Source organism: Leptothoe sp. EHU-05/26/07-4 (assembly GCF_043421015.1).
In the GTDB taxonomy this organism is placed as follows: domain Bacteria; phylum Cyanobacteriota; class Cyanobacteriia; order Phormidesmidales; family Phormidesmidaceae; genus Leptothoe; species Leptothoe turfae.
This window is the reverse complement of sequence record NZ_JAXSQV010000002.1, coordinates 1,342,886-1,356,907: the sequence shown is the minus strand read 5'-3', so window position 1 is coordinate 1,356,907 and position 14,022 is coordinate 1,342,886. Positions and strand designations below refer to the sequence as shown.

At 48.3% G+C, this 14,022-nt stretch carries 13 protein-coding genes and 1 tRNA gene; 12 read left to right on the top strand and 2 right to left on the bottom strand.

Annotation, left to right across the window (positions count from 1 at the left end; all coding sequences use genetic code 11):
- Positions 1 to 6: 6 nt before the first annotated feature.
- The 3 genes from trxA to U2F10_RS07515 all read left to right on the top strand — a co-directional run bounded on the left by trxA (position 7) and on the right by U2F10_RS07515 (position 2,589).
- Positions 7 to 327, top strand: a complete 321-nt coding sequence (trxA, locus tag U2F10_RS07525; protein ID WP_163671866.1) for a thioredoxin — start codon at positions 7 to 9, stop codon at positions 325 to 327.
- Between the two features lie 826 nt (positions 328 to 1,153).
- Positions 1,154 to 1,834: a Crp/Fnr family transcriptional regulator gene (locus tag U2F10_RS07520; protein ID WP_163671867.1), complete on the top strand. Its 681-nt coding sequence runs from the start codon at positions 1,154 to 1,156 to the stop codon at positions 1,832 to 1,834.
- Between the two features lie 263 nt (positions 1,835 to 2,097).
- Positions 2,098 to 2,589 (top strand): tellurite resistance TerB family protein, encoded by a 492-nt coding sequence (locus tag U2F10_RS07515; protein ID WP_163670966.1) that lies wholly within the window; start codon positions 2,098 to 2,100, stop codon positions 2,587 to 2,589.
- A gap of 16 nt (positions 2,590 to 2,605) precedes the next feature.
- Here the strand turns inward: U2F10_RS07515 and nadA are convergent, their stop codons facing one another.
- Positions 2,606 to 3,562, bottom strand: coding sequence for a quinolinate synthase NadA (gene nadA / locus U2F10_RS07510; protein WP_163700878.1), 957 nt, complete (start codon positions 3,560 to 3,562; stop codon positions 2,606 to 2,608).
- A gap of 273 nt (positions 3,563 to 3,835) precedes the next feature.
- Entirely contained in the window at positions 3,836 to 4,672 is an 837-nt protein-coding gene (locus U2F10_RS07505; RefSeq protein ID WP_499057339.1) for an HAD-IIB family hydrolase, read from the bottom strand.
- Between the two features lie 55 nt (positions 4,673 to 4,727).
- On the opposite strand from U2F10_RS07505, the gene U2F10_RS07500 reads away from it, so the two are divergent.
- The 9 genes from U2F10_RS07500 to U2F10_RS07460 all read left to right on the top strand — a co-directional run bounded on the left by U2F10_RS07500 (position 4,728) and on the right by U2F10_RS07460 (position 13,981).
- On the top strand, positions 4,728 to 5,699 hold the full coding sequence (locus tag U2F10_RS07500) for a TIGR04168 family protein (RefSeq protein ID WP_499871532.1): 972 nt from the start codon (positions 4,728 to 4,730) through the stop codon (positions 5,697 to 5,699).
- Between the two features lie 42 nt (positions 5,700 to 5,741).
- A tRNA-Ser gene (locus U2F10_RS07495) sits at positions 5,742 to 5,826 on the top strand.
- Between the two features lie 177 nt (positions 5,827 to 6,003).
- The gene (locus U2F10_RS07490; RefSeq protein WP_499865288.1) at positions 6,004 to 6,900 is read left to right on the top strand and encodes a 3'-5' exonuclease; all 897 of its coding nucleotides are present in this window, start codon (positions 6,004 to 6,006) and stop codon (positions 6,898 to 6,900) included.
- A gap of 799 nt (positions 6,901 to 7,699) precedes the next feature.
- Positions 7,700 to 8,905: an ABC transporter ATP-binding protein gene (locus U2F10_RS07485; RefSeq protein ID WP_499871530.1), complete on the top strand. Its 1,206-nt coding sequence runs from the start codon at positions 7,700 to 7,702 to the stop codon at positions 8,903 to 8,905.
- Entirely contained in the window at positions 8,902 to 9,828 is a 927-nt protein-coding gene (locus tag U2F10_RS07480; protein ID WP_499057347.1) for a carbohydrate ABC transporter permease, read from the top strand. Before U2F10_RS07485 ends, U2F10_RS07480 begins: the two co-directional genes overlap by 4 nt.
- A gap of 10 nt (positions 9,829 to 9,838) precedes the next feature.
- Positions 9,839 to 10,654, top strand: a complete 816-nt coding sequence (locus U2F10_RS07475; RefSeq protein ID WP_163670980.1) for a carbohydrate ABC transporter permease — start codon at positions 9,839 to 9,841, stop codon at positions 10,652 to 10,654.
- Between the two features lie 206 nt (positions 10,655 to 10,860).
- Positions 10,861 to 12,171: an ABC transporter substrate-binding protein gene (locus tag U2F10_RS07470; RefSeq protein ID WP_163670982.1), complete on the top strand. Its 1,311-nt coding sequence runs from the start codon at positions 10,861 to 10,863 to the stop codon at positions 12,169 to 12,171.
- Positions 12,172 to 12,318: 147 nt separating this feature from the next.
- Positions 12,319 to 13,122 carry a YmdB family metallophosphoesterase gene (locus U2F10_RS07465; protein WP_163670984.1) on the top strand — a complete coding sequence of 268 codons (804 nt, stop codon included), beginning with the start codon at positions 12,319 to 12,321 and terminating at the stop codon, positions 13,120 to 13,122.
- Complete coding sequence (locus U2F10_RS07460; protein ID WP_348918277.1) at positions 13,073 to 13,981, top strand: phosphodiesterase; 909 nt, start codon at positions 13,073 to 13,075, stop codon at positions 13,979 to 13,981. The genes U2F10_RS07465 and U2F10_RS07460 overlap by 50 nt, the downstream gene beginning before the upstream one ends.
- Positions 13,982 to 14,022: the final 41 nt, after the last annotated feature.

Genomic DNA, 14,022 nt, shown 5'->3' with positions numbered 1-14,022 from the left:
TCCACCATGGCCACCGACTACATCCCCGATGAAGCCGCTCTCGACAATCTCATTACCAGTAAGCCTCTAGTTGTCATAGACTTCACAGCCTCTTGGTGTGGTCCATGTAAACTCGTTGGCCCATTAATGGATCAGCTTGCAGAAGAGTACGGTGAGAAAATTACAGTTGCCAAACTTGATATTGATGCCAATAAGCCCGTTGCTAAGCGATTTGGCATCAAAAGTATTCCCGCCGTTCTATTCTTCAAACAAGGGGAACAGATAGACACCGTCATCGGAGCCAAGCCCTACAGCGAGTTTAGTGCAACCCTAGAAAAGCATCTATAAAGGAGTTTGCCAGTTAGCAGCTAGGCAAACTTTGCCGTTGCTGATTTAGAAATGCACCCAGCACAGCTACGTGAGTGCCTATGCCCACTAGGCAAGGCTTTAAGTAGCGTCGTCAGCATTGGCATCCCATTGTCTGTTCTCGAACTCAACATTTCAGCCGTTTTATCAAGAAAACTTCAGCTATATTGCGTAAACACCCCTTAATTTATCCGACTAAACTAAGGACATATAAATACAACAAGCAAGTTTGCAGTTAATCTTATCGATTTTTTGCTTGACACTTGGCTGGTTTGTGTTCCCTTTTTTAATCCTCTGACACGTTTGTGTCATCTATCGACACACTTGTGTCATCTATATTCCCAATGAGCTAATCGGCTCATTGGGATTTTTTTAGGGATAGCGTTTGCTGTAAATTAGAAATTCTGAGCAAGGAATAGCCATTGGCGGTTCGTTTATTCCAACTGGCTAATAAAATCCTTAAATACACTGACAGCAACCAAACCAGGATGTATTTTTTTTAGCATACCCACCAATTGGCCCTCACCCATTGAGGCTGTGACCCCTCTCCCTAGATAACGTGTATAACGCACCTAAGCTGGGTAGACTATGGGATGTCACATTTCCTAACCTCTGTAATGAAAATTACGAATATCGCTCGTTGATGTCCAACAGCTATTTCCGTGACCCTACCTAGTTATTTGTTCAACTTTATCGATTTTTTAACAAACACAGAGAGTATCTAAGAAAATACATCCACCCTGCTTTTTGTGGCATTGCTGCTCACGCGTAGATCTACTATATGACTACACTTACCCTGAAAAAGTCCATGCGGCCCGATCTCCTAAGTGAACTATTTCCACTCTTTAATGCCGCAAATCCTGAAACCTTAACGGGTCTTTTATCTGCATCCACCGAACTTACGTATCCAGCCGGTCGCACTGTCCTCATGGAAGACTCCTGGGGTAATGCTATCTACCTGATTGTGGCTGGCTGGATTAAAGTACGCCATGACACCGGTGGCGATTACGTTACATTAGCCGTTTTAGGTAAAGGCGATTTCTTTGGGGAAATGGCCATCCTGGACGAGTCCCCCCGCTCCACGGACGTCGTCGCTCTGTCGCCGGTTAAGTTACTAAGCATTCCAGCTCAGCACTTCATCGACACCCTTTTTCAAGATCATCACCTGCATCATCGCATGCTACAGATGATGGTACAGCGACTACGCCATACCAATAGTCACTTTCAGCGGCGACGCAAGCCCATGGCGGTAAAGCTAGCCCATACCCTTGTCGCCCTAGCCGAAGCCTATGGCGACAAGACAAACGCTGCTCCAGAAATTTTCAACCTGACGATTGATGATCTAGCCGCCATTGCCAATATTCCTAAAGATGACGCAACCAAGATTATGGAAAAGCTGCATGAAAAGGATTGGGTTGTCATCAGCGATAATGGCCAGACACTTCAGTTAAAAGGGTTTAATCATCTGACTCAGCTGGCGCAGAAGTAGTTATAGGGTATCAACTCACATTAGGACAGCTCCCAACAAAATAGCCATCAGGGGTCAGGAGTCAGGAGGGTACTGGCTTCTGATTTCTGATTTCTGATTTCTGAGCCCTAACTAACCAAGATCTCCCAGCTCAAATTGATGCCCCCAATGATGCATCAGTCTGATTACAAATTATTGCGACATATTGAAAAAAATCTTGCCCCACGGAGGTGTTCTTAAAGTTAGGCAGATACTTAAGATGCCGTGCCACACAGTGAAGCTTCATGGGTACTCAACTGCCTCCGTCTATTACCCCTCGTCAAATGAATCTGCTCCGCATCGTGCTAGCACTGGCATGGGCTGATGGCAACTTAGCCAAAGAAGAGGCTGATGTCATGCTCACTAACTTTAGTCAGGTTTTTGCCAATACACCTGAAGCTCAAGAGGCCGTTAAACAGGAACTCCAAGGTTATTTAGTACAGGATATTCCCCTAGAAGAGGTAGTCCCCAACATCACAACTCAGGCAGAAAAGGAATTTGTCCTACGCCTGGGCTATGAGGTGATCAGTGCTAGTGCTCGAACACCAGATGAAGATCTGATCAACCAAGACGAACAAGCCACCTATGAAAAGTTAGTAGACTTGCTAGGGCTGCCGAGTGGCACCGTTCAGCGGATTGAGCAATCAGCCCAAATAGCCCTTGGTCAAAATCAAGCCCAGGGTAGTAATGTAGTTGATCTGCTAACGTACCAGCTGCGGGAACATTTGAAGGGCTAAACCTCAACATCCATGGCTAAGCACTCATCGTTAACATACGTTGAATAGGCACCAACGCTTTTTTCTGAATGTCCGCAGGCAGCGTAATTTCAGGGGTGCGATTTTTCATCGCTAAGTAGAGCTTTTCCAAGGTATTTAGACGCATGTGGGGGCACTCGTTGCATTGGCAATTAGCATCGGGTGGGGCAGGGATAAATAACTTATGAGGTACCTGCTTTTCCATCTGGTGGATAATACCAGCCTCTGTGACCACAATAAATTGCTCAATCTCGCTGCTTTCTACATACTTGAGCAGAGCCGTGGTTGAACCAATATAGTGGGCGTGGTGCAAAATGGCCTCTTCACACTCAGGGTGAGCCACAATTTCGGCATTGGGATATTCCATTTTGAGCTGCAGCATTTTCTTCTCTGAAAAGGTCTCGTGCACAATGCAGCTGCCTTGCCATAACACTAGATCGCGTCCAGTTTGGGCCGCAACGTAGCGCCCTAGGTTACGGTCAGGCGCAAAAATAATTGGCTGCTCCGGTGGAATCTGGTTCACAAGTTTTACGGCATTTGAGCTGGTACAAATAATGTCGCTCATGGCCTTAATTTCAGCGGTGCAATTGATATATGACACCACAATATGATCAGGGTGGGCGGCCTTAAATTTGGAAAACTCTGTCGGCGGACAGCTATCCGCCAGTGAACAACCTGCATCTAAATCTGGCAACAGCACTAACTTGTCAGGGTTCAATATTTTGGCCGTCTCCGCCATAAAGTGCACCCCAGCAAACACAATCACCTCAGCATCAGTGGCCGCCGCTTTCTGAGATAGCCCCAGCGAATCCCCAATATAGTCAGCAATATCTTGGATGTCAGGCTCTTGGTAGTAATGGGCCAACACAATGGCATTGAGTTCTTTTTTCAAGTCTTCAATGGCCCTAAACAGATCCTTAGGTAACGTGGCCGATGCTGATGCGGTTGTGAACATAGAGATAAACTCGTGCCTAGTTTTAGTTTGATTTTAATTGCAACGTGACTTAATTATAGTTATTTTAACCATAACTGTCAGCAGGGTCTTTTGTATGTCTTAATTAAATAGCCCTCAATAGGTAGTTGGTTTCAAGATAGAGCAATTGTTTTATAGGGAGCAGAGATCAGGAGTTAGTAGGGATCAGGTGTCAGTCGAGGCCAGAGAACAGTGCCTCACTGACTACTGCCCCCCGCATAACCCAGAAGATGTCCCAGCTTAAGTGTGCATTCCCTAATTTTTCAAAATCACATCAAACTGCTGGCATATGGATGTCACAGCCTCTACCCACCCTTGGGGGGCCGGTGATGGCGCAATTTCCCAACTACGATTTCCTAGTTGAGGATGGGGTCCTTCAACCCCTGGCAGCACAATTGGATGGTCCACGTGCTCTAACATATCTAAGTCATTCGGGCTATTACCTAAGCCAATGGTGACGATGGTTTCCTCAGGTGGCAAGATACTTTGGTAAAGTTCTACCAAACGCTTCACAGCATTCCCTTTACCAGCTTCAGGTCCAATCAAATGGGAAAATCGGTCACCAACCACGACCTTGAACCCCATGGATTCAACCGCCTCAACGATTTGTCCTGCGGTCAGGGCTTTAGGGGTGATAAAGGGCTCACTGAATTCGCGTGCCTTAGCCTCTTGCGCATCGTTAGCCGAAAGCCCCGTATACTTCTGCAATCGGGTAATCGTCATATCGCCAAATCCCAGTAAGGAATGACGTAACTCATTCGCAATTACCCGTAAACCAGCTCTCGCTTGGACATAGGGACAGCCCAACTCCACTACATAATAGTCTGCCTCCTGTTCTCCTGGCGGTTCAGGGAAGGGATTATGATTAACTTCAACAAAAATACCACTGCCATTCTCCGTCACAAATGGATCCGTCAGCCCCACATCTTTACGGAGCGTAGAGACCTCAGCTCGCGTTTTGCTGGTGACCGGTACCACCGGGATCTTTAATGACTTTAATTGCTGGATAATAGGTACGGTCGCAGCGTAATCATAGGTCTCGCTGTTGAGTAGCGTGCCGTCGAGGTCGGTAAAAATAATCAGCTGGGTCATCGGAATTAAAAGCACCTTGGACCAATCAGAACATGTTTAGATTAAACAATGATTTATGACGCCGATAGAGGCAAATAAAGCTGGCGCGATCGCAAATCCCACAACCATCGCGATCGTCGGCGATGTCCATGACCAATGGAACGATGCAGATGCCCATGCTTTGCAAGCTTTGAACGTAGACCTGGCCCTATTTGTCGGTGACTTTGGCAATGAAGCGATCGACATTGTCCGCCAGATAGCCGCTGTCTCAGTGCCTAAGGCTGTCATTCTGGGTAATCACGACGCCTGGTACACAGCCAGTCGGCAAAACCGCAAAAAGTGTCCTTATGATCACACCAAAGAGGACCGTGTCCAACAGCAGCTAGACGCTTTGGGTGGCTCCCATGTCGGCTTTGGCAAATTGGAGGTGCCCCAGTGCAATCTGACTGTAGTCGGTGCACGTCCATTTAGCTGGGGCGGTGCAAACTGGCGTTACAAACGGTTTTATCGAGAACGATACAACATTTCAAGTTTTGCCGACTCAACGGCTAAAATCTGTGCATCAGTAGATGCAGCACGACAAGACACGCTCATCTTTTTGGGGCACAACGGTCCAGCCGGTTTTGGCAGCCAGGCTCATAATATCTGTGGCCGAGATTGGAAACGTAGCGGCGGTGACTATGGCGATCCGGATTTTGCAGATGCGATCGCCCATGCACAGCAATCTAACCGGCATGTAGCCCTGGTTACCTTTGGCCATATGCACCACGAACTCAGGCATGATAAAACCCGACTGCGAGAGCGTCTAGTAGTAGACGACTACGGCACGGTGTATATCAACGGAGCCCAGGTGCCTCGGGTGATTGAAACCAACAGTGGCCGGCATCGCAGCTTTACCCTGGTGACACTGCAACACGGTATTGTCCAGACGGTCCGTTTGGTTTGGGTCAATAACACAGACACCATCGTATCTGAAGAATATCTCTATGGCTCTACATCAAAAACTACCCCCCCCTCTAGACGTAGTGATGAATTTGGGCTAGCATGACTAGCTGATGCTTCTGGCGCTTGTCAGCAAGCTATCTTACCTGGAGAGGTGGCAGAGTGGTCGATTGCGCTCGACTTGAAATCGAGTGAGCCGCAAGGTTCCGAGGGTTCGAATCCCTCCCTCTCCGTTATACGTTTCAGTTTAACCGCCCTGATAGCTGAAGGTGACCTTGGCACGGGCACATAAGGACGTAGATAGTGAGTGTCAAGTCAACATGTAGATTCTCTGTAGATGTCGGTATAGGTTCTACAGTTGGATTTATACATAGTTAGTCACCCACAGACATCTAACCGGATATCTAGCTATGACGCCTATCGCTGCGAGAAACAATGCTATCCAAACAGCCCAGGCAATTTTGGCAAATCCAGATCGGTACGTCATTCTCGATACTGAGACCTCTGGTCTAGGCAAGACGGCGGAGATTTTGGAAATTGCCATCATTGACCCAGTGGGGGCTACTCTGTGCAACTATTTTCTGGACCCGGTGCATGCCATTGCACCGGCAGCGGCGGCGATTCATGGACTGACGAAGGACGTGCTAAAAGCAAAGGGTGCGATCGCATGGCCTGAAATCCATGATGAGGTGGTGGAGCACCTGGATGGTAAAACCTTAGTGGCCTATAACGCTGTTTTTGATATGGCCATGTTGGATGCCACTGCCATACTCCACGGTAGGGATACACCCCACACTGGCGATATCCTATGTGCCATGCGGTTATGGCAACGGTTTCGGGGCGCTACCAAAGTTGAGGCCCTGGAGGGTGATCACAGTGCTCTGGGTGACTGTCTGGCCACACTGGAACGAATTAAGGAAATAGCCAATAGTTCATTAGAGGACGACCCGGACCTGGTGGATATTCAGGACGTAGAAGATCTAGTACAGTGGCAGGCTCGGATAGAAGAGTTGACCGCTCAGCGCAATGCCTTGGATGCAACGGTGAAGTCCTTGAAGGCCCAGGTGACTCAATATTTGATTGATAACGGTGCTGAGGCGATTCCGTTGAGCAATGGCAAGCAGGTGAAACTGTACCGCACACCAACAAAAATTAAACCTTTGGTACCCTTGGAAGAACTACCTGAACGCTATTTGAAACAGGCTGTTGATCAGCAACTGGTCAAAGCTGAGATTAAATCTCGTCACTTGGAAGATGGACTGTTTAGCTATGAGACATCAAATACCATTCGGTTCGTAAAGCTATGAACATTCATACACTTTCCGTAATCACCCCTGCTGTATATGTTCCTGTATCTAACGCCTTAATGTTTTAATACAGAGCAATAATAATCGCTAGTAAAACAAAAGCAACGAAACAATCGGATGAAATATTGTTTGTTCTGTATGTCGTCATCATTGATGGCTCAGTAACAGAAGAGGCCCAGTAACAGAAGAGTTTATAGAAGATAATCCTGAAACTCACGCATCATTCAACTTAAGGGTGACCACACCCTTAAGGACCTACACAAGCTCCTGTTTAGTGCCTTTGATCGAGAAGAAGAACATTTCTATGAATTTCAGTTAGGGAGATTTCTTTGGGTACTGGTTTGATGTTGGGGATGACTGGTGGCATCAGGTGGAAGTCATTGATATTCAGGCCAAAGCTCTTAAAGGGAAATACCCTAAAGTAACCAAAAGAGTTGGGGCTAATACTGTGTCAAACTAAAAATTAGGACTATGTATTGATGAAGAGTAAAGGGTAAAGGAGTGCCCTCTCTGCACTCTTTACTCGCCCCACGGCTTATCCTAAATCTTAGTCTTGACAGTCCACTAGAAAATTGTCTTATTCAAGTTCTTCAATCAAAGCCATTGACACAGTCTATGGTCTGTATTCATAGGCTTTACCAGGCAGCGTTCGCTTTCTTTGAAATACATACCTTAATCCAAACTTAAAGTTCTCTTGATGTGGATTGAATGCTCGACAATTAATGTCTAAACATCTATACAACATAGATGTTTGGTCTGTTTCTGGGCATAGCATCTATGATCGCACTCCCCCAAAACGATGACTAATCTTGTGCTACAAGGTATCTCCAAATATTTTGGTGCCAGTCAAGCCCTGAACAATATTTATCTCACCGTTGACGATGGAGAATTCGTCTCTCTGGTAGGACCATCGGGTTGTGGTAAAACCACGTTGTTGCGAATTATTGCTGGTTTGGAAACCGTCAGCGAGGGTGACGTGGTGATTGCAGGGCAGACCGTCAATGAGTTGGACCCAGCTCAGCGCAATATTGCCATGGTGTTCCAATCCTATGCCCTGTATCCCCACAAGAGTGTATTTGAGAACATTGCCTTTCCTCTGAGGATGCAGGCCCCCTGGTTCACACGCATTCCCATTATTAGTCACCTATTCAAAGCTCGTAAAACCCTGGAAGCCCATCTGCAAGAACAGGTGCCCCAAACGGCTGACCTGATGCACCTGGGGGAGCTATTAAAACGTAAGCCAGGGCAACTGTCCGGAGGCCAGCGGCAGCGGGTTGCTCTGGCCAGGGCCATGGTGCGATCTCCCCAATTGTTCCTGATGGATGAGCCTCTGTCTAACCTGGATGCCAAGCTGCGGGCAGATATGCGAGCGGAGATTATTGAACTACGGCGGCAGCTGGGGGGCACATTTATCTATGTCACCCACGACCAAAGTGAAGCCATGACTATGTCGGACCGGGTGGTGTTGATGCATGAGGGTAGTATTCAGCAGATTGCTGCCCCCAGTGAGCTGTACGACAACCCTGCCAATCTGTTCGTGGCTGAGTTTATTGGCAGTCCCAAAATTAATACCCTGGCAGTAAGCTCTCCAACGGCTGGAGAGCTTTATGGCTTTGGTAATCATTTGCAGGGGGTGCCGAAACACATTGATGGTGTTGCTGTGCCGGTGCGCGAGGCCCTCTCACTTTGTTTACGGCCTGAAGCCCTGAGGTTGTTGCCCACTCAGGCTCGAGATGCCTTCACTGGACGCATTCACATCCTGGAAAATCTGGGTAACGAGTTTCTAGTCATTGTTCATCCCATCGGTGAAGTGGAAAATAGTGGGGATGATACGACAAAGCCGATGAAATTAGTGGCTCGGGTGGCGGCTATGGTGGGGCGTCAACTGCACCCGGGCGATACTGTTCACCTACAACCCGACTGGTCCCAGGCATTGCTATTTAACCAGGATGGCTTCCGGCTTTCTCAGGCCACAGTTACTGTGCTAGAGGAGGTAAGCGTATGACCCTGGTTGCTCCTGGTCGCGATCGCGTAGGTACTCGTGTGAAGAGTCGCGATCGCACCCCCTGGATAATTTACCCCCTGTATCTGCTGCCTGCCTTCTTTTTGTTGCTGGTGTTCTTTGTAGTACCTGCTTTGACCACCATTGGTATTAGCTTTACCGACTGGCAGTTGGGGTCATCCTCCATTGACCTCATCGGGTTAGACAACTATAAAGAACTGTTTACAGATGAGGTTTATCGTAAAAGTCTGATCAACACCCTCAAGTTAGACCTGTTTGTCGTCCCAGTGTCATTCTTCCTGGCCCTGGGACTGGCCCTGGCCATCAATGGGTTAAATCGCTTTCAAGGCTTTTGGCAAACGGTGTACTTTTTGCCCGTAACCACGACGCTGGTGGCCATGGCCCAGGTATGGTCCTGGATTTTGCATCCCCAGTTTGGCATGGTGGCCCAGCTGTTCAAACTGTTTGGCCTCACCCCCATTAACTGGCTTAACGACCAGAGCGTGGTGCTTTACACCATTGGTTTTATCTCCATTTGGCAACTGGTGGGCTACTACACGGTACTGTTCATTGCCGGGTTGTTAAATGTGCCCAAAGAGCTGTACGAAGCGGCACTGATTGACGGTGCCCGCTCTCCCTGGGATAAGTTTTGCCACGTTACTTGGCCGATGCTGGGTCCCACCAGTTTGTTTATTTTTATCATCACCATCATCAAGTCATCTCAGATTTTTGACACGGTGAAGGTGCTGACCCAAGGCGGCCCCAACAACGCCAGTGAGATTCTGCTGTATACCCTCTACAGTGAAGGGTTTGAGTTTTTTAGGACAGGATTGGCATCTGCGATCGCCACACTGTTCTTCGCCATCATGCTGCTGCTGACCATGTATCAGATGCGGGTGTTTGAAAAATACGTCCACTACCGTTAGGGAGCCTCTGATGAAAAAGCACGAACTCTTTCTGCATTTTATTTTGGCCATTGGTGGGGTGGTCATGCTCACCCCCTTTATCTGGATGCTGAGTCTGTCGGTCAAGCCAGAGAACGAAATTTATAACGCTCAGATCAGGTTATTCCCCCAGCAGTGGGATTGGGCCAACTACACTGAAGCCTTTATTGACGCCCATGTGGGCTCGTTTATTGTCAACGGGGCCATTGTTACCCTGGGGATTTTACTGTTTCAATATCTCACGACCATTCCAGCAGCTTATGTTCTGGCCCGTAAAGATTTTCGCTTGAAGGGGGTGCTGTTTGCCATTGTGTTGGGGGTGTTGCTGATTCCTCCCCAGGTGACCGCCATCCCGGTATACTTATTGATGGGAAGATTAGGATTAATCAATACCACCTGGGCGTTAATTTTGCCCTTTACCACCAGCGCCTTTGGCATTTTTCTCTTCCGCCAGAGCTTCAAAGCCTTTCCCCAAGATCTGATTGACGCGGCTCGGGTAGATGGGGCCAATGAATTGTACATTCTCTGGAATCTGATTGTACCGCTCTCGTTACCCACCCTGGCGGCCTTTGGCATTTTCTCCATCGTGGTCCACTGGAACGATTTGTTCTGGCCATTGCTGGTGATTTATGACTGGGAAAAGGCTACCCCTCCCCTAGGTATTACCTTTTTTGAGGGGGGGGACAGTGGCGACAACGTGGGGGCAATGATGGCCGCCGCCACCCTAATTGTGGCCCCCCTCACCATTGCGTTTCTAGTTGCCCGTCGTCGATTTATTGAGGGCATTACCATGACTGGCATCAAGTAAAAATCTGCTAGATGCCAGTCAATAGGTCTTCGAACACCCGATACCCAACACCTTACCCAACCAACATTTTCCAGATTAAGTTGATACCCGGTCTTAGCAGTATCTCTACTCTAATGCCTGATATCTGGTGTCTTTGCCTTTGTGTTTCCTCTGTTTTTTGAGTTCCTGCATAATCTCCGACTAACTTGTTGTAAGGAATCCTGATTATGACTCTACCGTTAGCAAAAACATTAACCCGTGGTGCTCTCGCCACACTGATGCTGTTAGCTGTTGGCTGCAGCGGTGCTACTACTACCTCCGAGAATACTGCCTCCCCTGACACAGCCGCCGCGGATAATCAAGCCCCCGTTACCATCACTTTGGCCTATCCCTACGGTGATCTATTTACCGATGTACACAGGGAGACAATCGAAAAGTTTGAGGCCGAGAATCCCAATATCGACATCGCCCTCCAGGCTCCCCTGGCGAACTACGAAGAACTGGCCCAGCGTACCCTGGTGGGCATTACCCAGCGACAGGCCCCCACCATTTCTTTCCAGGGCATTAACCAGGTGCGTCAGTTTGTAGATGCAGGCCATGTCAGTGACCTGAGTGAGTTTGTGGCGGCAGATTCCCGTTGGACCGACGGTGGTCTCTATGAAAATATGATGGCCTTGGGAGAATTCGACGGCAAGCAGTATGCCATTCCTTTTGCCGTGTCTACTCCCATCATGTACTACAATGTAGAGCTATTGGAGCAAGCCGGTCTTGATCCTGAGAATCCTCCCCAAACCTGGCCTGAGGTCATCGAAGCAGCTAAGAAAGTTCAGGCTTTGGGCGGTGACGTCACTGGCATGTGGTATGACTACCTGATTACGGGGAACTGGGCCTATCAAGCCCTGGTGTACTCCAAGGGCAGCAGCATGATGGACGATAGTGAAAGCAACATCACTTTCGGTGGTGAAACCGGTGTAGAAGCCGCTCAGCTGCTCCGTAGCTTTGTGGATGAAGGGGTGATGCAGGACTGGAGTCGTGAGCAGGGCATTGAGTCCTTTGTCAGTGGCAAAGTAGGGTTTTACTTTAGCTCCACCTCCTCCCTGGCTAACCTGCAAGAGAAGTCTAATTTTAACCTCAAGACTGCCCTCTTCCCCACGGATGAAGGTGGCGAACGTCGTCTACCTACCGGTGGTAACGCCGCTGTGATCATTACCGATGACCCCGCAGAAGCCAAAGCCGCTTACGAGTATGCTATGTTTGCCGCTGGTCCCATTGGTAACAACATTATGGTGAACGGCACTGGCTATATGCCCATGCACAAAGAAGCCGTTGACGAAGCATTCTACGAGGCTAACCCCAACTACCAGGCGTCTATTGATCAGATTCCTTACATCTTCCGCTGGTACTCCTTCCCCGGTGAGAATAACCTGAAGATTATTGACACCATCAAGGAGTCATTACAGGCGGTTGTTTCTGGTAAGGAAACTCCTGAAGCGGCGATTACCAAGGCGGCTGATCAGGCTCAGGACCTGGTGAAGTAAGCGTTCCTTTGAAATAGATGTCTCTCAGACAGGGAGACATCTGTTCTTTCTTACTCTCACATACTCTTACTCTTTAGGGGAAGCCAGATTGTCTCCTCACCTGAGATGTCGTCCATGCGGCTTCTCCTTTTCTTATATTGTCTGAAAATGCGTGTATTATTTTTTGGTGATATTGTTGGTGAACAGGCAGTTGACCAATTAGTCACCGATATCCCCCGCTGGCGACAAGAGCACTCCATTGATTTGGTTATTGCCAATATGGAAAATGCCATTGTTAGTCATCCGGAGGATCTCTGGGGTGGGTTCGGTATCTCTCTAGATGTGATCACTCGCTTAACCGAGGCAGGGGTAGATGTGCTGACCGGGGGGAATCACTCCTGGGATGCGCCTAATACCGATGCTGTGATGGCTCATCCAAAAATAGTGCGCCCCGGAAACGTGACCAATGATTTACCCGGACGTGGGCATATCACCCTGGAGGTGAGCGGGGAACTAGTCACCGTTGTTAACCTAATTGGCGATACTGCCGCTGGGAAGCGCTATCACACCCAGCGACCGTTTGACTATTTTCAGGCTCAAACATTTTCAGAAAACAGTTTAATTATTATCGATTACCACGCCAATACTCCCATTGAAAAATGGTCTCTGGCCCGCGTTTTAGACGGTCAGGTGATGGCCATAATGGGCACCCACACCCACGAACCGACGTTAAATCTATATCGTCTACCCCAGAAGACTTTCTTTGTGACCGATGTGGGTATGAATGGACCTACGGGTGGAGTATTGGGCATGGGCAATCGATATTTCCTGTCTAAGGAAAATCAGCCGGATGCACCTGTAGATTTTGATCTGGCACCAGGACCTTTGCAGCTAGGAGCGGTGATTTTTGATAATCAGAGTGGTGAAATTGTTAGGTTGTGCGATCGCAACTGGCCTGGCGATCTCCTATGATGTGTTGCATAACCCACGACTTAATATGACTCTCATTGCCCAAATTAGTGATCTCCATGTCCAAGTAGCTGATGATCGCGCCTACGGTGTGGTGGATACCAATGCCCTAGTGGCCAATGCCATTACCCATATCAACGACTTGAACCCTCAACCCGATTTAGTCATTGCCACAGGAGATTTAGTTCATCAAGGCACGGAAGCTGAATACGAACAACTAAAAATCATTCTCTCGCAGCTCAATGCCCCCATCTATTTGTTACCAGGAAACCACGACTGCCGAGAATCTTTAAAACAAGTATTTAGTCATCATACGTATTTACCCCATCATCATCTAGGGCATTTGAGTTACACCCTAGAAGACTATCCAGTACGGATGATTTTGCTAGATACTACTATTCCTGGTAAGGGAAGTGGTCTGGTGGATGCTGGCCGTCTCGCCTGGTTAGAGGCTCAACTCAACGCTGATACCACCAAGTCCACCATTCTCTTTATGCATCACCCGCCGTTTCCGACGGGCATTACCATGATGGACAATATTGGTTTGGAGGGACGTACAGAGCTGGAAAATCTCATCCGCCACCATCCCCAGATTGTGCGTGTGAGCTGTGGTCATCTGCACCGTAGTATCCATTGCCAGTGGGCCGGGACCACCGCTAGCACCCAGTCCAGTCTGGTTCACCAGGTCGTTCTCGATCTCCAACCTGACGCAGCAGGAACCTTTGTCATGGAACCTGCTGCTTACCAGCTACACCTATGGCATCAAGATATTTTGGTGTCCCACACGGTTTATGTGGGGGAGTTTACGGGGCCTTTCCCATTTTCTGATCCAAAAAAACGTAGAAATGCGCCAGTTATCTAGCGATTCTATCCCGCGAATGGCTTCTCATCTTTTCTCAGATG